Origin of the sequence: Microvirga thermotolerans, from assembly GCF_009363855.1 — a bacterium.
Lineage (GTDB): Bacteria > Pseudomonadota > Alphaproteobacteria > Rhizobiales > Beijerinckiaceae > Microvirga > Microvirga thermotolerans.
Window position 1 is genome coordinate 2,932,725 of sequence record NZ_CP045423.1, and the last position, 18,477, is coordinate 2,951,201.

General features: G+C 67.7%; 17 protein-coding genes. 11 read left to right on the forward strand and 6 right to left on the reverse strand.

From position 1 onward, the window contains the following. Positions 1–73: 73 nt before the first annotated feature. Positions 74–1,699: a carboxylesterase/lipase family protein gene (locus GDR74_RS13835; protein ID WP_152586849.1), complete on the forward strand. Its 1,626-nt coding sequence runs from the start codon at positions 74–76 to the stop codon at positions 1,697–1,699. Positions 1,700–1,873: 174 nt separating this feature from the next. Then, positions 1,874–3,133 (forward strand): MgtC/SapB family protein, encoded by a 1,260-nt coding sequence (locus tag GDR74_RS13840; protein ID WP_152586850.1) that lies wholly within the window; start codon positions 1,874–1,876, stop codon positions 3,131–3,133. 53 nt (positions 3,134–3,186) lie between these two features. Here GDR74_RS13840 and rpoD read toward each other — a convergent pair whose 3' ends face one another. Beyond that, positions 3,187–5,172, reverse strand: coding sequence for an RNA polymerase sigma factor RpoD (gene rpoD, locus GDR74_RS13845; protein ID WP_152586851.1), 1,986 nt, complete (start codon positions 5,170–5,172; stop codon positions 3,187–3,189). A gap of 180 nt (positions 5,173–5,352) precedes the next feature. Beyond that, positions 5,353–7,245: a DNA primase gene (gene dnaG / locus GDR74_RS13850; protein WP_152586852.1), complete on the reverse strand. Its 1,893-nt coding sequence runs from the start codon at positions 7,243–7,245 to the stop codon at positions 5,353–5,355. A 354-nt stretch (positions 7,246–7,599) separates the two neighbouring features. On the opposite strand from dnaG, the gene GDR74_RS13855 reads away from it, so the two are divergent. Both GDR74_RS13855 and GDR74_RS13860 read left to right on the forward strand, forming a co-directional pair. After that, positions 7,600–7,869: a BrnT family toxin gene (locus GDR74_RS13855; protein WP_152586853.1), complete on the forward strand. Its 270-nt coding sequence runs from the start codon at positions 7,600–7,602 to the stop codon at positions 7,867–7,869. Next, positions 7,859–8,245, forward strand: a complete 387-nt coding sequence (locus GDR74_RS13860) for a BrnA antitoxin family protein (protein WP_152586854.1) — start codon at positions 7,859–7,861, stop codon at positions 8,243–8,245. The genes GDR74_RS13855 and GDR74_RS13860 overlap by 11 nt, the downstream gene beginning before the upstream one ends. Before the next feature lie 5 nt (positions 8,246–8,250). On the opposite strand, the gene GDR74_RS13865 is transcribed toward GDR74_RS13860, so the two are convergent. After that, a complete protein-coding gene (locus GDR74_RS13865) occupies positions 8,251–8,682 on the reverse strand; it encodes an Lrp/AsnC family transcriptional regulator (RefSeq protein WP_246179514.1) in 432 nt (143 codons plus the stop codon). A 130-nt stretch (positions 8,683–8,812) separates the two neighbouring features. On the opposite strand from GDR74_RS13865, the gene GDR74_RS13870 reads away from it, so the two are divergent. Further along, positions 8,813–9,385, forward strand: coding sequence for a cysteine hydrolase family protein (locus GDR74_RS13870; RefSeq protein ID WP_152586856.1), 573 nt, complete (start codon positions 8,813–8,815; stop codon positions 9,383–9,385). Between the two features lie 52 nt (positions 9,386–9,437). On the opposite strand, the gene GDR74_RS13875 is transcribed toward GDR74_RS13870, so the two are convergent. Then, complete coding sequence (locus tag GDR74_RS13875) at positions 9,438–9,896, reverse strand: GatB/YqeY domain-containing protein (RefSeq protein WP_152586857.1); 459 nt, start codon at positions 9,894–9,896, stop codon at positions 9,438–9,440. A gap of 140 nt (positions 9,897–10,036) precedes the next feature. Between GDR74_RS13875 and carA the strand changes: the two genes are divergently transcribed. The 3 genes from carA to GDR74_RS13890 all read left to right on the forward strand — a co-directional run bounded on the left by carA (position 10,037) and on the right by GDR74_RS13890 (position 12,612). Then, the gene (gene carA, locus GDR74_RS13880) at positions 10,037–11,251 is read left to right on the forward strand and encodes a glutamine-hydrolyzing carbamoyl-phosphate synthase small subunit (RefSeq protein ID WP_152586858.1); all 1,215 of its coding nucleotides are present in this window, start codon (positions 10,037–10,039) and stop codon (positions 11,249–11,251) included. Between the two features lie 154 nt (positions 11,252–11,405). After that, positions 11,406–11,780 (forward strand): hypothetical protein, encoded by a 375-nt coding sequence (locus tag GDR74_RS13885; RefSeq protein ID WP_152586859.1) that lies wholly within the window; start codon positions 11,406–11,408, stop codon positions 11,778–11,780. Between the two features lie 139 nt (positions 11,781–11,919). Next, on the forward strand, positions 11,920–12,612 hold the full coding sequence (locus GDR74_RS13890) for a class I SAM-dependent methyltransferase (protein ID WP_152586860.1): 693 nt from the start codon (positions 11,920–11,922) through the stop codon (positions 12,610–12,612). A gap of 16 nt (positions 12,613–12,628) precedes the next feature. On the opposite strand, the gene GDR74_RS13895 is transcribed toward GDR74_RS13890, so the two are convergent. Next, entirely contained in the window at positions 12,629–13,024 is a 396-nt protein-coding gene (locus GDR74_RS13895; RefSeq protein WP_152586861.1) for a GtrA family protein, read from the reverse strand. A 213-nt stretch (positions 13,025–13,237) separates the two neighbouring features. Here GDR74_RS13895 and carB point away from each other — a divergent pair, with 213 nt between their 5' ends. The 3 genes from carB to GDR74_RS13910 all read left to right on the forward strand — a co-directional run bounded on the left by carB (position 13,238) and on the right by GDR74_RS13910 (position 17,843). Next, positions 13,238–16,708: a carbamoyl-phosphate synthase large subunit gene (gene carB, locus GDR74_RS13900; RefSeq protein ID WP_152586862.1), complete on the forward strand. Its 3,471-nt coding sequence runs from the start codon at positions 13,238–13,240 to the stop codon at positions 16,706–16,708. A gap of 104 nt (positions 16,709–16,812) precedes the next feature. After that, positions 16,813–17,286: a transcription elongation factor GreA gene (gene greA / locus GDR74_RS13905; protein ID WP_152587777.1), complete on the forward strand. Its 474-nt coding sequence runs from the start codon at positions 16,813–16,815 to the stop codon at positions 17,284–17,286. Between the two features lie 23 nt (positions 17,287–17,309). Beyond that, positions 17,310–17,843: a hypothetical protein gene (locus GDR74_RS13910; protein WP_152586863.1), complete on the forward strand. Its 534-nt coding sequence runs from the start codon at positions 17,310–17,312 to the stop codon at positions 17,841–17,843. Positions 17,844–17,929: 86 nt separating this feature from the next. Here GDR74_RS13910 and GDR74_RS13915 read toward each other — a convergent pair whose 3' ends face one another. Next, entirely contained in the window at positions 17,930–18,415 is a 486-nt protein-coding gene (locus GDR74_RS13915; protein ID WP_152586864.1) for an Lrp/AsnC family transcriptional regulator, read from the reverse strand. Positions 18,416–18,477 lie beyond the last annotated feature (62 nt).

Consider the following 18,477-nt stretch of genomic DNA (forward strand, 5'->3'; position numbering starts at 1 on the left):
CACTCGAAAGCTTTGCGCCGCCATGCCACTGCTTGCGGACTGCCGGGCTTTCTCTCACGGACAAAGGACTGCCATGTCGAAACGCGCCCTTCCCTTGCGGCTCCTGACGGCCGCCACCCTGGTTCTGAGCGGGAGCCTCGGCGCCTTCGCCGCCGGAGAGACGGCCGATCCGTCCGTCGTCGCCACGGCCAAGGGCGCCGTGCGCGGCACGGTCCGCGACGGCGTGCGGGAGTTCAAGGGCATTCCCTATGCCAAGCCGCCCGTGGGCGATGCGCGCTGGAGCCTGCCCGAGCCCGCCCAGGCTTGGACCGGCACCCTGGACGCGACCTCCTACAAGAGCGCATGCCCGCAGCCCCAGCGCTACGACCTGAAGGAATCGAGCGACGACGAGGACTGCCTCTACCTGAACGTCACGGTCCCCGACGGGAACGGGGCCGGGCCCGCGGGGCGCAAGCGCCCCGTGCTCGTGTGGATCCACGGCGGCGCCTTCGTGGGCGGCTCGAGCGCGCTCTATCCGCTCGCCCATCTGGCGAAGGCGGGGGACGTGGTGGTCGTGTCCATGAACTACCGGCTCGGGGTGTTCGGCTTCATGGCGCATCCCGCCTTCGACGCCGACCGCAACGGCGGCTACGGGCTCGAGGACCAGCGCCTGGCACTGCGCTGGGTCAGGGAGAACATCGCCGCCTTCGGCGGGGACCCGGACAACGTCACCATCGCCGGGGAATCGGCCGGCGGCGCGGGGGTGTGCATGCACCTCCTGGCGCCGGAGGAGACCTCCGGCCTGTTCCACAAGGCGATCGTTTCGAGCGCCGGCTGCGTGACCCCGCTTCCCGACGTCGCAAAGGCGGTCGAGACCGGCCGGAAGGTCGCCGCCGAGGTCGGCTGCGGCGACGGCGCGAGCGCCCTCGCCTGCATGCGGGGGAAGCCCGTGAAGGACCTGCTGGCGGCCCAAACGAAGGTGGCCGGCTCCAGCATCGTGACCTTCATGCCCGTCGTCGGCACGAGAACCGTGCCGCTGCCCGGCTCGAAGGCGATCCCTCAGGGCAAGTTCGTGAAGGTGCCGGCGATCATGGGCGGCACGCGGGACGAGCTGCGCCTCTACGTGGCCTATGCCATGCAGACGGGGCAGTCCTTCACGAAGGACAACTATGCCGACGTGCTCAAGGAAACCTACGGGGCGAACACGGATGCGGTCGTGGCGCAGTACCCGGTGAGCGCCTATTCCTCAGCGCCGTCTGCCGTCGGGACCGTGTGGTCCGACTTCCGCGCGGATGTGGGGATCAACAACTGCATCTATCTCGAAACCTCGAAGCTCCTGCGGAAGACGGTTCCCGTCTACCAGTTCGTCTTCGCGGACCGCGACGCTCCGCCCGTCACGACCAATCCGGGTTTCGAGATGGGGGCGGTGCATTCCTCCGAGCTGCCGTACCTGTTCCCGCACTACGACAACACCGCCGCGGTCGCGGGCCCCGACCTGTCGCCCGCCTCGCAGGACCTGGCGGACCGGATGGTCGCCTACTTCACGAGCTTCGCCAGGACAGGAACGCCGAGCGCCCCCGGCTCGCCGGCCTGGGAGGCCTTCACGGCGGACGACAAGGTCCTCAACCTCGCGCCCGGCAGGATCGGCCACTTCGACGCCGGGGCCGCGCACAAATGCGGCTTCTGGAAGAGCCTGTACCCCGAGGTCCTGACCCAGTGACGCGGCCGCTCTGGCGGAAAGGGCCCGCTCGGGGATAGAGCATTTTCAGGCAAAGTGGGAGCCGGTTTGCCGTCCGAAAATGCGGCAGCCGAAAGACTCAGGAGCGAGTTGCGATTCCATCGAAGCGCAGCCCGCTCTAGAAGGACGCCGTCCCGGTCGCCAGGAGGAGGCATCATGGTCCTGGATCCCCTGCTAGAACGTCTCGGGGTGGCGCTTGCCATCGGCCTGCTCATCGGGCTCGAACGCGGCTGGAAGCAGCGGGACGAGGCGGAGGGGGAGCGGACGGCGGGGCTTCGCACCTACATGCTGGCGACGCTCCTCGGCGCGCTCTGCGCGATCCTGAGCCAGAGCCTGGGACCCATCTTCCTGAGCCTCGCCTTTCTCGCCTTCACCCTCGCCTTCACGGCCTTCGCATGGCTGGAGGCCTCGTCCGAAGGCAATTTCAGCGCCACCGGCGTGGTCGCGGCGCTCCTCGCCTTCGCGCTCGGATCCTATACGATCCTCGGCGATCTCGGCGTCGCCGTCGCCGTGGCGGTGACGGCGACGATCATCCTCGCCCTCAAGCAGCCCCTGCATTCCTGGCTGCGGCGGCTGACCTGGCCGGAGATCCGCGCGGTGCTGGTCCTCCTGGCCATGACCTTCCTGCTCCTGCCGCTGCTGCCGGACCGCACGGTCGATCCCTACGACGCCATCAACCCGGCGGAGGTCTGGCTGCTCGCCATCGTCATCGCCGCCCTGTCCTTCGTCGGTTACGTGGCCGTCAAGGTGCTGGGAAGCCGCCACGGGGTCGCCCTCGCGGCGCTCGCGGGCGGCCTCGCCTCCTCCACGGCGACGACTCTGACCCTCGCGCGCCTGTCCCGGACGCAGCCCGGGGCGAGCCGGATTCTCGCCGGCGGCATTCTCCTGTCGAGCGCGGTGATGGTGGCGCGCGTGATCGCCGTCGCCGGCGCGGTGAACCTGCCGCTCCTCGCGCCCCTGGCCTGGCCCCTCGGCGCGGGCGGGCTGGTCCTCCTCCTCTCCGGGGCGCTGCTGCTGTGGCGTGCGGGCAAGGACGGGGGCTCGCCGGAGCTCAGGATCCAGAACCCCTTCGAGCTCGGCACGGCTCTGCGCCTCGCGGGCCTGATCGCGGTCATCAGCCTTCTCGCCAAGGTCCTGACCGAGAGCTTCGGCGGCGCGGGCCTGAGCCTCCTCGCCATCCTCTCAGGGATCGCCGACGTGGACGCGGTCACCCTCTCCTTCGCCCGCCTGTCGCAGAGTTCCCTCGCCCTTGCGGCGGCAGGCGCCGGGATCGGCCTCGCGGTGGCCACCAACACGGTGGTCAAGTCCGGCATGGCCCTCGCGCTCGGCACGCCGAGGACCGGCTGGCTCGTCGCCGCCGCGAGCGCCGCCGCCATCGGGGCCGGCGCGGCGGTGCATGTTCTCAGGATGGGCTGAGAGGCAGACCTGGAAACGACAGGGCGCCCGAAGGGGCGCCCTGCAGGGTCCGGTCAGTTGTCCAGGAAGCTCCTGAGCTTCCGGCTCCGCGAGGGGTGCTTCAGCTTGCGCAGGGCCTTCGCCTCGATCTGGCGGATGCGCTCGCGGGTCACCGAGAACTGCTGGCCGACCTCCTCGAGGGTGTGGTCGGTGTTCATGCCGATGCCGAAGCGCATGCGCAGCACGCGCTCCTCGCGCGGGGTGAGCGAGGCGAGCACCCGGGTCGTGGTCTCGCGCAGGTTCGACTGGATCGCCGCGTCGATGGGCAGGACCGCGTTCTTGTCCTCGATGAAGTCGCCGAGATGGCTGTCCTCCTCGTCGCCGATGGGAGTCTCGAGAGAGATCGGCTCCTTGGCGATCTTGAGGACCTTGCGGACCTTCTCCAGCGGCATGGCGAGCTTCTCGGCCAGCTCCTCCGGGGTCGGCTCGCGGCCGATCTCGTGCAGCATCTGGCGCGAGGTGCGGACGATCTTGTTGATCGTCTCGATCATGTGCACCGGAATGCGGATCGTGCGGGCCTGGTCGGCGATCGAGCGGGTGATCGCCTGCCGGATCCACCAGGTGGCATAGGTCGAGAACTTGTAGCCGCGCCGGTACTCGAACTTGTCGACCGCCTTCATGAGGCCGATGTTGCCCTCCTGGATCAGGTCCAGGAACTGGAGGCCGCGGTTCGTATACTTCTTGGCGATGGAGATCACGAGGCGCAGGTTGGCCTCGATCATCTCCTTCTTGGCCTGACGGGCCTCGCGCTCGCCCTTCTGCACCATCATGACGATGCGGCGGAACTCCTGGATCTCCAGGCCCGTCTCGCTCGCGAGGTTATGGATCTGCTCGCGCAGGTCGTGGATCTGGTCCTTCGCCTTGGCGACGAAGTCCTTCCAGCCCTTGCCGCCGAGCTTGGAGACGCGCAGCACCCACTTGGGATCCAGTTCCCAGCCCTGGTAGTGCTTCAGGAACTCCTCGCGCGCGACGCCGTGGCTCTCGGCGAGCCGCATCAGGCGGCCCTCGTAGGAGATGAGCCGCTTGTTGATGTCGTAGAGCTGCTCGACGAGGGCCTCGATGCGGTTGTTGTTGAGCGAGAGGGATTTCACCGCCGCGACGATGTCCGCCTTCAGCTCCCGGTACTTCCGCTCTTGGGCCGGCGTCAGCTGCTTGTTCTGCATGCGCTGTTCGACGTGCTCCACCTGGAGCCGGCGCAGCTTCTTGTAGTTGTCGGCGATGGAGTCGAAGGTCTCGAGCACCCGCGGCTTCAGCTCGGCCTCCATGGCCGAGAGAGAGACGTTGTTCTCGAGGTCGTCGTCGTCCACCTCGCCTTCCGGCGGCATGGCGGGTTCGGCCTCGTCGCCGGAGGCCTCGTCCTCGCCGATGTCCTCGCGCGGGGCGCCCTTGCCGTCCGGGCCCGCATAGGTGGCCTCGAGGTCGATGATGTCGCGCAGGAGCACCCGTCCCTCGACGAGCTCGTCGCGCCAGATGATGATGGCCTGGAAGGTCAGCGGGCTCTCGCAGAGCCCGGCGATCATGGCCTCGCGGCCGGCCTCGATGCGCTTGGCGATGGCGATCTCGCCCTCGCGGGAGAGAAGCTCGACCGAGCCCATCTCGCGCAGGTACATGCGCACCGGGTCGTCGGTGCGGTCGGCCGGCTCCTTGGCCGTGGTCTCGCGGACGGCCAGGGCGCGGGTCTGGGTCGCCTCGACGAGATCGCCGCCGTCGACCTCCTCGTCGTCGGCCTCCGCCTTCTCGCCCTCTTCGGCCTCCTCGGACTCGACCACGTTGATGCCCATCTCGGACAGCTGGCCGAGCACGTCCTCGATCTGCTCGGACGAGAACTCCTCGGAGGGCAGGACCTCGTTCAGCTCGTCGTAGGTGACGTAACCGCGCTTCTTGGCGAGCTTGATCATCCGCCGAACGGCGGCATCGGTCAGATCGAGAAGCGGCCCGTCGCTCTGCTGCTCGGGCGCTGCGGTCTCGGCTTCGTCCCGTTCGGTTGCCTTCGTTGCCATGCTTTGCACTACTCCGGCGCCCCACCGGCCCCCAGAGCCGGATCGGCGATGCGCGAATGGGCAGCGAAGCGCGAGGGCCTCACCACCCGAAATCCATTCCCAACAATCAAACAGTGAGTCGCTTGACTAACCGTTAACCATTCTCCCCGCTCGTCCGCACGCCCGTGCCCGGCCCGGGCATCAGTGATCGCGGTGGACAAATCCGTCATCTAGATCGGCCTCGGCGCCCTCGACGGAAGACAGCTGGTTCTGGACCTCTCGCAGCCAGGCAAGATTGGCCTCGTTGTCGTCTTCGGCGAGCGCGCGCTCGGCGGCCCGAAGTTCGCTATGTAACGTGCGTGCGCGGCGATGCAAGGTGATTGCCTGCCGCAATGCGTCTTCAAGTCGCACGGAATCGGCGTGCGGATCGAGCACCCAGCGGTCGCCGGGGCGTACCAGAGATGTAAGACGCTCGGCCACCGGCGCAAGGCCCGCCCGTTCCAGGCGGGCGCGCATCACATCCGGGCCGGAGGGCTCCCCGTGGGCCGCGTCGTCGATCAGGAAGCGGCGCAGGTCCTGCGCGCCCCTGCCCTCAAACTCAAGCTCCGCAAGGGTTTCCGCGTGGCGGTGGAGCAGTTCGGGATGGACCAGGAAGGCGCAGAGGATCATCGCCTCCCGCGGCGTCTCGGCGATGCCGCCGGTGAACAGGGCGCTGCGGGCGAGGAGCGGGCTGACGCTCAGCCGGGCGCCGGGCGTGGCCGGAGCGCTCCCCCACCGCTCGCGCCGGAAGCCGCCGCCGGACCGCTTGCCGCGCCCGGGCCGCGGCTCCGGATTCTGTGTTGAAAGGCGGGCTTCGATCTCCTCCCGGTAGTAGCGCCGGAGGGTTTCGTCGCGAATCAGTGCGAGCGATTCGCGCAGGCGCCGCTCGAGGGCCGCCCGGCGCTCCGGGGTATCGAGAGGCCCGGCCTCCACCTCCCGCGCCCACAGGATGTCGACCAGGGGACGCGCCGTGGCGATGACCCGCTCGATCGCCGCCGGACCGCCCGAGCGCACGAGGTCGTCCGGGTCCTGTCCCTCCGGCAGCAGGGCGAAGCGCAGGGACTTGCCCGCGGACAGGTTCGGCAGGGCGATCTCGAGGGCCCGGTAGGCCGCCCGCCGTCCGGCCTTGTCGCCGTCGAAGCACAGGATGGGCTCGTCCGCCATGCGCCAGAGCAGGGCGAGCTGCTCCTCGGTGAGCGCGGTGCCCAGGGGGGCAACCGCGTTTGGAAAGCCCGCCACGGTGAGCGCGATCACGTCCACGTAGCCCTCCGCCACGATCACGGTCCCCCGGTCGTGGGCGGGCTTGCGGGCCATGTGGAAGTTGTAGAGCAGCCGGCCCTTGTTGAAGAGCGGGGTGTCCGGCGAGTTGAGGTACTTGGCGGAGACCTCCGGGCTCATGGCCCGCCCCCCGAAGGCGACCACCCGCCCGCGCAGGTCGCAGATCGGGAACATCACCCGGTCGCGGAAGCGGTCGTAAGGGATCTTCACGTCCTCGCCCGAGTAGACGAGACCGGCCTCCTCCATCATCTCCAGGGGCACCCCCTTCCCGGCCAGGTGGTCACGCAGGGCGTAGCGTTCCGGCGGCGCATAGCCGATGCGGAAGCGCTCCTGGGTCCCCCTTCCCAGGGAGCGTCCGGCGAGGTAGTCCCGCGCCTTCGTGCCGAAGCGCCCGTGGAGGGAGGCCGTGAAGAACTCCGCCGCCATCTCCATCACGTCGTAGAGGGTGCGGCGCTTCACCTCCTCCGCCCGGTCCTCCCGGGAGAGCTTGGGCAAGGGCACTCCCGCCTCGGCCGCCAGCCGCTCCACCGCCTCGGGGAAGGAGAGCCCCTCCGTCTCCATGAGAAAGGTGAAGATGTCCCCGTGCTTGCCGGAGGAGAAGCAGTGGTAGAACTGCTTCTGGTCGTTCACGTAGAAGGAGGGGGTCTTCTCCGCGTTGAACGGCGACAGCCCCTTCCATTCCCGCCCCGCCTTCTTGAGGCGCACGCGCTTGCCCACGACCGCCGAAACCGGCAGCCGGGCGCGGATCTCCTCGAGGATCTGGGGCGGGTAGCGCACGGAGGCTCCTAATCGTGCTTCATCCTATGTAGGGCGGTGCGATTAGCCTAGCGGGCGAACCTGTGCAAAGCGGGCAAAGGCCTTGCACTTAAGTAAATATCTTTGTATATACAGAATTGGCTGTTCTGAAAGGGACGGCCTCTCCTATAAGAGGCCGTCCTTTCAGAGGACCAGAGTTGTGCGGCTAGTCACTTTGCCGTGGGACCTTTGGTGCTCGAAAGAGGCATCGATCAGGCAAGCTGCGTGGCGGTTCGACAAGGCGGACCGTGGGGGCGTCGAAGCTTCGTGGGGCAACTGCTGCGGACAAACTGCGCAGCTTGGAGGCTTTTTGTCTCCGAACTGAAGTTCTCTTACATGCAGCATAAATACACTTGGGACGAACCTAAACGCGTCTCAAACATAGAGAAACATGGCATCGATTTTCAGGATGCAGTCGAGGTCTTCAGCGACCCCGACGCGTTGTCCTTTAGGTCAAGTGCCGAGCACAACGAGGATCGCTACCTAACCATCGGCCGATGCAACGGCAGGGTGATCACAGTGGTCTTCACTTGGCGGGATGAAGCCATCCGGTTGATCTCGGCACGCGCGGCACGGAAAGAGGAGCGTCAGCGATATGGACCATAAGCAGATCGTCCGTCTCGTGGCATCGCTGGATGACGGGACGAGCATCGTCGAATTGCCCGACGGCCGTCTGGAGCGACGAGCTTCGGAATCGGATTGGGAGCGGGTCGATGCTCTCTCCGATAAAGAGATTGAGGCCTCGACGGCGAGCGATCCCGATTGGGCGGAATTTCAAGGTATCGATTGGTCGAAGGCCGAGGTCGTCCCTACACCGCGCAAGCAACCAATCTCCATTCGCGTGGACGAGGATGTCCTAGAGTTCTTCAAGAGACAGGGACCAGGCTATCAGCGCCGGATGAATGCCGTGCTCCGAACCTACATGTCCGAAGCTCGCAAGAGTGGGTCTCCGACGCCTCACACCCGGAAGAAGACAGGCTGAACAGTTCACCCCCGCCCCAACGGCGTCGCCAGGACGATGTGGGTCGTCGCCGTGGCGACGCCCCGGACCGAGGCGACGGCGTCGCGGATGCGGTCGAGGGTGGCGTGGGAGTCGCAGGCGACCATGACCATCATGTCGATGGAGCCGGTGAGCGAGTGGCAGGCGACGATCTCCGGTATCCCCGAAAGCTGGGGCACCACGTGCTTGCAGCGGAAGCCGGGCTCGAAGGTGACCGCGATCATGGCGCGGACCGCCGGATCGGCCTCGGCGGCGAGGTCGACCGTGTAGCCCCGGATCACGCCCTCCCGCTCCAGGCGGCGCATGCGCTCCTGGGTGGCGCTGCGCGAGAGCCCGACGCTGCGCGCAAGCCCGACGAGGCTCTCCCGCGCGTTCCGGCGCAGGGCGCCGATGAGAATCCTGTCCTTTTCGTCGAGCATGAGGAGCGAACCGATGCCTGAGGGAGCCGTACGGACCGGCATTTAGCCGGCCCGACCGTCATCTTGTCGAGTGAAACCGGCACGGAAACGGGCGAGTGGGAGACATTCCACCAAGACCCCGGAGTTTCCCATGAGCCTCGCCGATGCCCTCCTCCTTCCCGTCGACATGCAGCAGGCCTTCGACCTGCCCGCCTGGCCGCGCCGCTGGAACCGGAACGTCGACGCGAACGGCCTCGCCCTCCTCGATGCCTGGCGGAGCCGCGGCCTGCCCATCGTCCATGTCAGGCACGATTCCGTCTCGCCGGGCTCGACCCTCGCCTCCGGCGAGCCGGGGAACGCCTTCCGCCCCGGCTTCGGCCCGGCGAACGGAGAAGCCCTCATCTCGAAGAGCGTGAACGCCGCCTTCATCGGCACGGATCTCGACCTGCGCCTGAAGCGGCTCGGGATCCGCACCGTCGTGGTGTTCGGCATTTCCACCGACATGTGCGTGTCGACCACCGTACGCGTCGGCGCCAATCTCGGCTACGACATGGTCCTGGTCGAGGACGCCTGCGACTGCTTCGACCTGCCGGACGGCGCCGGGGGAACCATTCCCGCCGAGGCCGTGCACCGGGCCCACGTGGCGACCCTGGGCTACGAGTTCGCCCGCGTCGCCACGACCCGGGAGATCGTTCAGTCCCTCGCGGAGGCGAAGGCCGCATAGGCCAGGACGAAGGGGCCGGCGACCGCCGGCCCCAAGCCCGGTCAGCCCTTGGTCATCCCTTGGGCAGCATGTCCTTCACGAGGCCGCTCGCCTTGGCGAAGTCCATCCGGCCCGCATACTTGCCGCGCAGGAGGCCCACGACCTTGCCCATGTCCTTCATGGAGGCGGCCCCGGTCTCCGCGATGGCGGCCTCGATGGCCGCCCTCATCTCCGCCTCGTCCATCTGCTTGGGCAGATAGGAGGAGATCACCTCGACCTCGGCCTTCTCCTGCTGCGCCAGCTCCGTACGGCCGCCCTGCTCGTACATGGCGATGGATTCCTGGCGCTGCTTGATCATCTTCTGCAGCAGCGCGAGGATCTCCTCGTCCGTGGCCTGGCCCTTGCCGGCGCCCCGGGCTTCGATGTCCTTCTCCTTCAGCGCGGCCTGGATGAGGCGGATGGCCCCGAGCCGGGCCTTGTCGCCGGCCTTCATGGCCTCCTTCATGTCCGCGGTGAATCGTTCGCGCAGCATGCGCATCTCCTTACGCTTCGGGCGCTTGAGCGTTGACGCGGCGCGAGCGGGCCCTTAAGTCACGGGGACAGGTCAGGGCGTCTCGGGCACGCCTGCTCAAGCGCGACCCATTGGGTTCGGACTTACAAGAGATCATGACGATGCTGCAAGACAAAGACACCACCGGGTCCTTCTCGGGCGGTTGGACGGAGCCGCGCGCCACGGCCGTGGTCGTGCTTCAGGACGGCACCGTGCTCGAGGGCTTCGGCATCGGTGCCGTCGGCGAGGCCACCGGCGAGGTGTGCTTCAACACGGCCATGACGGGCTACCAGGAGATCCTGACGGACCCCTCCTACGCCGGCCAGATCGTCACCTTCACCTTTCCGCACATCGGCAACGTGGGCACGAACGAGGAGGACATCGAGAGCGTGAACGCCGCCTCCGCCTCCGGGGTGCGCGGCACCATCATGGCCGCCGCCGTCACGGATCCCTCGAACTGGCGCGCCACCCGCCACCTCGACGCCTGGCTCAAGGCCCGCGACATCGTCGGCATCACGGGCATCGACACCCGGGCGCTCACCGCCTTCATCCGCGAGAAGGGCATGCCCAACGCGGTGATCGCCCACGATCCCGAGGGGCGGTTCGACCTCGACGCCCTCAAGGCCCGGGCCGCCGCCCTCCCCTCCATGGACGGGCTCGACCTCGTCCCCCTGGTCACCAGCGCCCAGCGCTTCGAATGGGACGAGACCCCCTGGAGCCTCGGCCAGGGCTACGGCCGCCGGACGGAGGCCAAGCACCACGTGGTCGCCATCGACTACGGCGTGAAGCGGAACATCCTGCGGCTTCTCGCCCGCGCCGGCTGCAAGGTGACCGTAGTCCCCGCCACCGCGACGGCGGAGGACGTGCTCGCCCTCAAGCCCGACGGGGTCTTCCTGTCGAACGGCCCCGGCGACCCGGCCGCCACGGGCGAGTACGCGGTGCCGGTCATCCGGAAGGTGCTGGAGGAGAAGATCCCCACCTTCGGCATCTGCCTCGGCCACCAGATGCTGAGCCTCGCCGTGGGCGGCAAGACCAAGAAGATGCACCAGGGACATCACGGCGCGAACCACCCCGTGAAGGACAAGACCACCGGCAAGGTGGAGATCACCTCCATGAACCATGGCTTCGCGGTGGACCCCGAGACGCTGCCGCAGAACGCGGTCGAGACGCACGTCTCGCTCTTCGACGGCTCCAATTGCGGCATCGCCCTCACCGACCGGCCCGCCTTCTCGGTGCAGTACCACCCGGAGGCCTCCCCCGGTCCGCGGGACAGCCACTATCTCTTCGACCGCTTCGTGAAGATGATCGAAGAGAACAAGGCTCACCGCCAAGCTTGACCCGATTATTTTCTTTCCGGCCGGTGCCTGAGCTTGGCCGGAAGAAGGAAGTCTCCGCGACAAAGCGTGTATTGCACAAGTTCCCCAAATCGCGTTAACCGGTCGAAAACCATAAAACGCAGACCATACGAATCGCGATTTGGGGGTTTCTCCGATGACCATTGACGAAAAGGCGGGCGAATTCACGCGCCTGCACAGCCTGTTCACGTTCCATCTCGGGGTCGCCGTCGCCCTGTCCTGGCTGACCTCCATCTATGCGTCCTTCTACGCTCCCTGGGTGCGCAACATCCGGCCGCTGATCGACCCGTCCTATGCGGGTCAGGTGGAGAGCACCTGGTCGTTCCTGTTCGTCTTCCCCGCGGTGCTGACGGTGGCCTGGATCATGTCCGTGTCCGGCCGCGAGATGTTCCGCCACATGCGTATCTTCAAGAACCAGGTGATCGAGTTCGCCATCGCCGGGGCGCTCGCCTTCGCGGTGTTCTACCTCGCCATCGACCGCGCGGTGACGGCCCTCTCCCTCGGCCTCTGAACCCTCGACCCGGCGGAGGCCACGGTCTCCGCCGGAAGCGGCCCCCACGTCGGCCCCGAAGGCTCTCTCCCCTGGAAAATGCATCGCCGAGGCTGAAAGGCGGGTCCATTTTTCCGCGCGATGCTTTAGGACTCTCGCCATGAACTGGCGAGACTACTGGAACCAGGACACGCCGATCTATGCGAGCGAGCGCCACAAGCTCCTGCATTACCGGCTCGTGTCGAACGACATCATCGGCCTGATCCCCTCGCCCGATGCGCGGGTGCTGGACTACGGCTGCGGCGAGGCCCTGTTCGCGGAGCGCGTCGCGGACAGGTGCGGCCATCTCTATCTCTGCGACGGGGCTCCCCTGGTGCGCGACCGGCTGCGCGAGCGGCTCGGCGCCCATCCCCGGGTCACGGTCCTCTCGCCCGAGGAGCTCGCGGCGGCGGTTCCGGAGGGGTCCCTGGACCTGATCGTGGTCAATTCCCTGCTGCAGTACCTTCCCCTGGAAGAGCTCCGCGGCCTGCTGCGGGCCTGGCGGAGCCTGCTCAGGCCCGGCGGCAGGCTGGTGATCGCCGACGTGATCCCGCCCGACGTCAGCCCGGCCACCGACGCGAAGGCGCTTCTCTCCTTCGCCTGGCAGGGGGGCTTCCTCCTCGCGGCCCTGCGCGGCCTTGCCCGCACCGCCCTCTCGGACTACCGCAGGATCCGCGACGAGATCGGGCTGTCGCATTACGGGGAGGCGGACATGCTGGACCTCCTCCGGGAGGCGGGCTTCGCCGCCGAGCGCGCGGAGCGGAACCTCGGGCACAACCAGGCGCGGATGACCTTCGTGGCGCGTCCCGCCTGAGGGGCGGGAAGGCTCTTCACGCGAAGGTCCAGGCCTTGTGGGCCAGGAAGCTCCAGAGCATGACGATCCCCGTGGTGACGAGCTGGGCGGCGAGATAGGGCGCGCCGAGGCGCACGGTGAAGACGTGCATGAAGCCCCAGGTCAGCAGGAAGCCGACGAGGGCCACCGCGGCGAAGCGCCAGGTGGCCTCCCGGTGCGGGCGGCTGCTCGCATAGGTGTGCTTCCGGTTGAGGGCATAGGAGACGAGGCCGCCGGCGACGTAGCCGGCGAGGGTCGCCGGCACCGGATGGCTTCCGAGGCCCTCCACCAGGCCGATCAGGAGCCCGTAATGGACCACGGCCGCCGCGACGCCGACGCCGAAGAAGGCGACGAGCTGACGGACGAGACGGCGGAGGGCGGGAAAAGTGCTCACGCCCTCCCCTTAGCGCCTCCCGGCCGCCGGGTCACGCCCGGCGGCGCCATGGCGCGTCCCGGCCGGAATGCGGCCCGTTCCTCGACCTGACCCCTTCCTTTACGGGGGCAGGCCGTGTAAGAGCCTCTCTCAACCTTCAATTCGACACCATGCCAGCTGCGCTCGGAGCGCCGTAACTTGCGGCCGCGCGGCTGGATACGCCTGGGTGGCCCAATGCCGAAACGGACAGACATCTCCTCCATCCTCATCATCGGCGCAGGCCCGATCATCATCGGGCAGGCCTGCGAGTTCGATTACTCGGGGACCCAGGCCTGCAAGGCTCTGAAGGAGGAGGGCTACCGAATCATTCTGGTGAACTCGAACCCGGCGACGATCATGACCGATCCCGATCTCGCCGATGCCACCTACGTGGAGCCCATCACCCCCGAGATCGTGGCCAAGATCATCGAGAAGGAGCGGCCGGACGCCCTCCTGCCGACCATGGGCGGCCAGACGGCCCTCAACTGCGCCCTGTCGCTCAAGAAGATGGGCGTCCTCGACAGGTTCGGCGTCGAGATGATCGGCGCGACCGCGGAGGCCATCGACAAGGCCGAGGACCGCCAGCTCTTCCGCGAGGCCATGACCAAGATCGGCCTCGACACGCCGAGGTCGCGGCTCGCCAACGCCTCCGCCCTCAAGAAGGCGGACCGGGAGGCCTATCTCGCCGAGATCGCGCGCATCGAGGCCCTCGACATCCATCCCGGCGACAAGAAGCGCATGATCGCCGCCTACGAGCTCAAGTGGAACGCGGGCGAGAACGAGCGGCGCAAGCGCTACCAGGAGCACGCCATGGGCGAGGCGCTCCTGGCGCTCGCCGAGGTCGGCCTGCCCGCCATCATCCGCCCGTCCTTCACCATGGGCGGCACCGGCGGCGGCATCGCCTACAACCGCGAGGAGTTCCTCGACATCGTCGAGCGCGGCCTCGACGCCTCCCCCACCAACGAAGTGCTGATCGAGGAGAGCGTGCTCGGCTGGAAGGAGTACGAGATGGAGGTCGTCCGCGACAAGGCGGACAACTGCATCATCGTCTGCTCCATCGAGAACATCGACCCGATGGGCGTGCACACGGGGGATTCCATCACCGTCGCCCCGGCGCTGACCCTGACGGACAAGGAATACCAGATCATGCGCGACGCCTCGATCGCGGTGCTGCGCGAGATCGGCGTCGAGACCGGCGGCTCGAACGTGCAGTTCGCGGTGAACCCGAAGAACGGCCGCATGATCGTGATCGAGATGAACCCGCGCGTGTCGCGCTCCTCGGCGCTGGCCTCCAAGGCCACGGGCTTCCCCATCGCCAAGGTCGCCGCGAAGCTCGCGGTCGGCTACACCCTGGACGAGATCGCCAACGACATCACCGGCGGCGCGACGCCGGCCTCCTTCGAGCCGACCATCGACTACGTGGTCACCAAGATCCCGCGCTTCGCGTTCGAGAAGTTCCCCGGCGCCGAGCCGACGCTCACCACCGCCATGAAGTCCGTGGGCGAGGCCATGGCCATCGGCCGCACCCTGCCGGAATCCCTCCAGAAGGCCCTGCGCTCCCTCGAGACCGGCCTCACCGGCCTCGACGAGATCGAGATCGAGGGCCTGGGCAAGGGCGACGACAGGAACGCCATCAAGGCCGCCCTCGGCACCCCGACTCCGGACCGGCTCCTGAAGGTGGCTCAGGCCCTGCGCCTCGGGGTCAGCCACGAGGAGGTCTACGAGAGCTGCAAGATCGATCCCTGGTTCCTGGAGCAGATCCAGGCCATCGTCGACATGGAGGCCAAGGTGAAGGCCCACGGCCTCCCGCAGTCGCCGGGCACCTTCCGCCAGCTCAAGGCGCTGGGCTTCTCGGATGCGCGGCTCGCCGTCCTCGCGGGCAAGACCGAGGCCGAGGTGCGGGCCCTGCGCCGTTCCCTCGACGTGCGCCCGGTCTTCAAGCGCATCGACACCTGCGCGGCGGAGTTCGCCTCCCCCACCGCCTACATGTACTCCACCTACGCGGCGCCCTTCGCGGGCCGGCCGGCGGACGAGGCCAATCCTTCGGATCGCAAGAAGGTCGTCATCCTCGGCGGCGGGCCGAACCGGATCGGCCAGGGCATCGAGTTCGACTACTGCTGCTGCCATGCCTGCTTCGCCCTGAAGGACGCGGGCTACGAGACCATCATGGTCAACTGCAACCCGGAGACGGTCTCCACCGACTACGACACCTCCGACCGGCTCTATTTCGAGCCCCTGACCCAGGAGGACGTGCTCGAGGTCATCGAGACCGAGCGCTCCAGGGGCACGCTCCACGGCGTGATCGTCCAGTTCGGCGGCCAGACGCCCCTCAAGCTCGCCCGCGCCCTGGAGGAGGCCAACGTGCCGATCCTCGGCACCTCTCCCGACGCCATCGACCTCGCCGAGGACCGGGACCGCTTCAAGCGCCTCCTCGACAAGCTGCACCTGAAACAGCCGAAGAACGGCATCGCCTATTCGGTGGAGCAGAGCCGCCTCGTGGCGGCCGACCTCGGCCTGCCCTTCGTGGTACGCCCGTCCTACGTGCTCGGCGGCCGCGCCATGGCGATCATCCGCGACGAGGCCCAGTTCGAGGACTACCTGCTCGGCACGCTGCCGAGCCTGATCCCCTCCGACATCAAGGCGCGCTACCCCAACGACAAGACCGGCCAGATCAACACGGTGCTGGGCAAGAACCCCCTGCTGTTCGACCGCTATCTCTCGGACGCCATCGAGGTGGACGTGGACTGCCTCAGCGACGGCAAGGAGGTGTTCATCGCCGGCATCATGGAGCATATCGAGGAGGCGGGCATCCACTCGGGCGATTCCGCCTGCTCCCTGCCGCCCCGCTCCCTGCCCCGGGACCTCGTGGCCGAGCTGGAGCGCCAGACGAAGGCGCTCGCCCTCGCCCTCGACGTGGGCGGGCTCATGAACGTGCAGTATGCGATCAAGGACGGCGAGATCTACGTGCTCGAGGTGAACCCCCGCGCCTCGCGGACGGTGCCTTTCGTGGCCAAGGTCATCGGCGAGCCCATCGCCAAGATCGCGGCCCGGATCATGGCCGGCGAGAGCCTGGGCGCCTTCGACCTCGCCCCGAAGGAGCTGCCCCATATCGGCGTGAAGGAGGCGGTGTTCCCCTTCGCGCGCTTCCCCGGCGTGGACGTGCTGCTCGGCCCCGAGATGCGCTCGACCGGCGAGGTCATCGGGCTCGACCGGAGCTTCGGGGTGGCCTTCGCCAAGAGCCAGCTCGGCGCCGGGAGCCAGGTGCCGAAGACCGGGACGGTCTTCGTCTCCGTGCGCGATTCCGACAAGGCCCGCATCCTGCCGACTGTCCGGATGCTCCAGGACATCGGCTTCCAGGTGCTGGCCACGGGCGGAACCCAGAAGTTCCTCGAGGAGAACGGCGTCAAGGCGACCCGAATCAACAAGGTTCTGGAAGGCCGCCCCCACGTGGTGGACGCAATCAAGAACGGCGACATCCAGCTGGTGTTCAACACCACCGAGGGGGCCGGCGCCCTCTCCGACTCCCGCAGCCTCCGCCAGGCTGCCCTCTTGCATAAGGTGCCCTACTACACCACTCTTGCAGGAGCGATCGCCGCGGCCGAGGGCATTAAAGCCTATCAGGGCGGCGATCTCGAGGTCCGGGCGCTACAGGATTACTTTGCCTGACGTTCGGGCTATAACCGGAACTGCGAAGCTTCACGGAAGTTTTCGTTGATGAGCGAGGGCGTCGGCAACGGCGGCCTCGCACCTCTTTTTGAACGAGACGAATGATGGACAAGGTCCCTCTGACGATCAAGGGTTTTGCGGCGCTCGAGGAAGAGCTCAGGCACCGGCAGCAGGTCGAACGCCCCCGGATCATCCAGGCGATTGCGGAGGCCCGCGCGCTCGGCGACCTGTCGGAGAATGCGGAATATCATGCGGCCAAGGAGGCCCAGTCCCTCAACGAAGGGCGGATCCTGGAGCTGGAAAGCCTGATTTCCCGGGCCGAGGTGATCGACGTCTCCAAGCTCTCGGGCGACCGGATCAAGTTCGGCGCCACGGTGAAGCTGGTGGACGAGGACACGGAAGAGGAGAAGACGTACCAGATCGTCGGCGACCCGGAGGCGGACGTGCGCTCGGGCCGGGTCTCGATCTCCTCGCCCATCGCGCGGGCCCTCATGGGCAAGACCGTGGGCGACACGGTGGAGGTCGTGACCCCCGGAGGCGGCAAGTCCTACGAGGTCGTGGGCGTCCGCTTCGGCTGACCCATATGAGAGGGGAGCACGAGATGAGAGACCCGACCATGCTCCCCCTCTCCCGCCGGTCCCTCCTGGCCGGAATCGCCGGCGTCGCCCTGGGCGGCGCCGTTTCGTCTGCGCGGGCGCAGCTCTTCGCCCCGGCGCAGCCCTTCCCGCAATCCTTCTCCTCCTTCGCCGTGGACGTGAGCGTGCTGCGGGCGAAGGGGCTCGGCGCCTTCGCCGACCTCATCGCCGCCGCGGCCCTGGACCAGCTGCGCGCCTCCTTCGCCGACCGGCTCGACAGGCGGGGCCCGCGCCTCGTGGTCCGGCTGACCGGCCTCTTCCTGACCCCGTTCCCCGACGGGGGCGGAGAGCGCTGGCGGCACGGCGGCGGAGGCGGAGGCACCGATTCCCTCGACGGCGAGGCCCTGGCGGTCGGGCCGAAGGGCGAGATCCTCGCCCGTCACCCCCAGCTCGCCGTGCTCGCGGTCAACAGGAGCATCCTGAACCCGGACGAGCCGGGCCGGGCGGTCGAACTCGCCCGGAACTACGTGCTGTGGCTGCGGCGGCAGCTCATGACCTGAACGTGCAACCGCTATTGCGGGCGGGCGAAAGCAAGGGTCCGGAACCCGCAAATATTGCCGCGCAATGTCGCCCGAAGGCGACCGGGTCAGCTGCTCGCCTCGACCTCGTCCTCGATCGGCACCAGCGGCTCGTCCTTGATCAGGTCGAGGGTCAGCGCCGTGCGGACGTTGCGCACGTTGGGCAGGGACGTGAGTTCGGAGACCAGATTCTGGAAGGCGGCGAGGTTGGGAGCCACGCACTTCATGATGAAGTCGATGTCCCCGGACAGCGTCCAGCACTCGCGGACCATGGTCCAGTCCTTGATCCGCTGCTCGAACTCCAGGAGCTCCTTCTTGCCCTGGACCTCGAGCTGCACCATGGCGAAGCACACGATCTCGAACCCGAGGGCCTTCGGGTCTAGCATGGCCCGATAGGCCTTGATGACCCCGGCCGCCTCCAGCGCGCGCACGCGGCGCAGGCATGGGGGCGCCGACAGACCGACGCGACGGGCCAGCTCCACGTTCGTGATGCTGCCGTCGGCCTGCAGTTCCTTGAGAATGGCCCAGTCTATGGAATCGAGGCGTCCGCGCACGTGACCTCCGGGAAAGGCTCGTCTCGGCTGAGTAGACGTTGTAAAGGGACTGCACAAGAAGG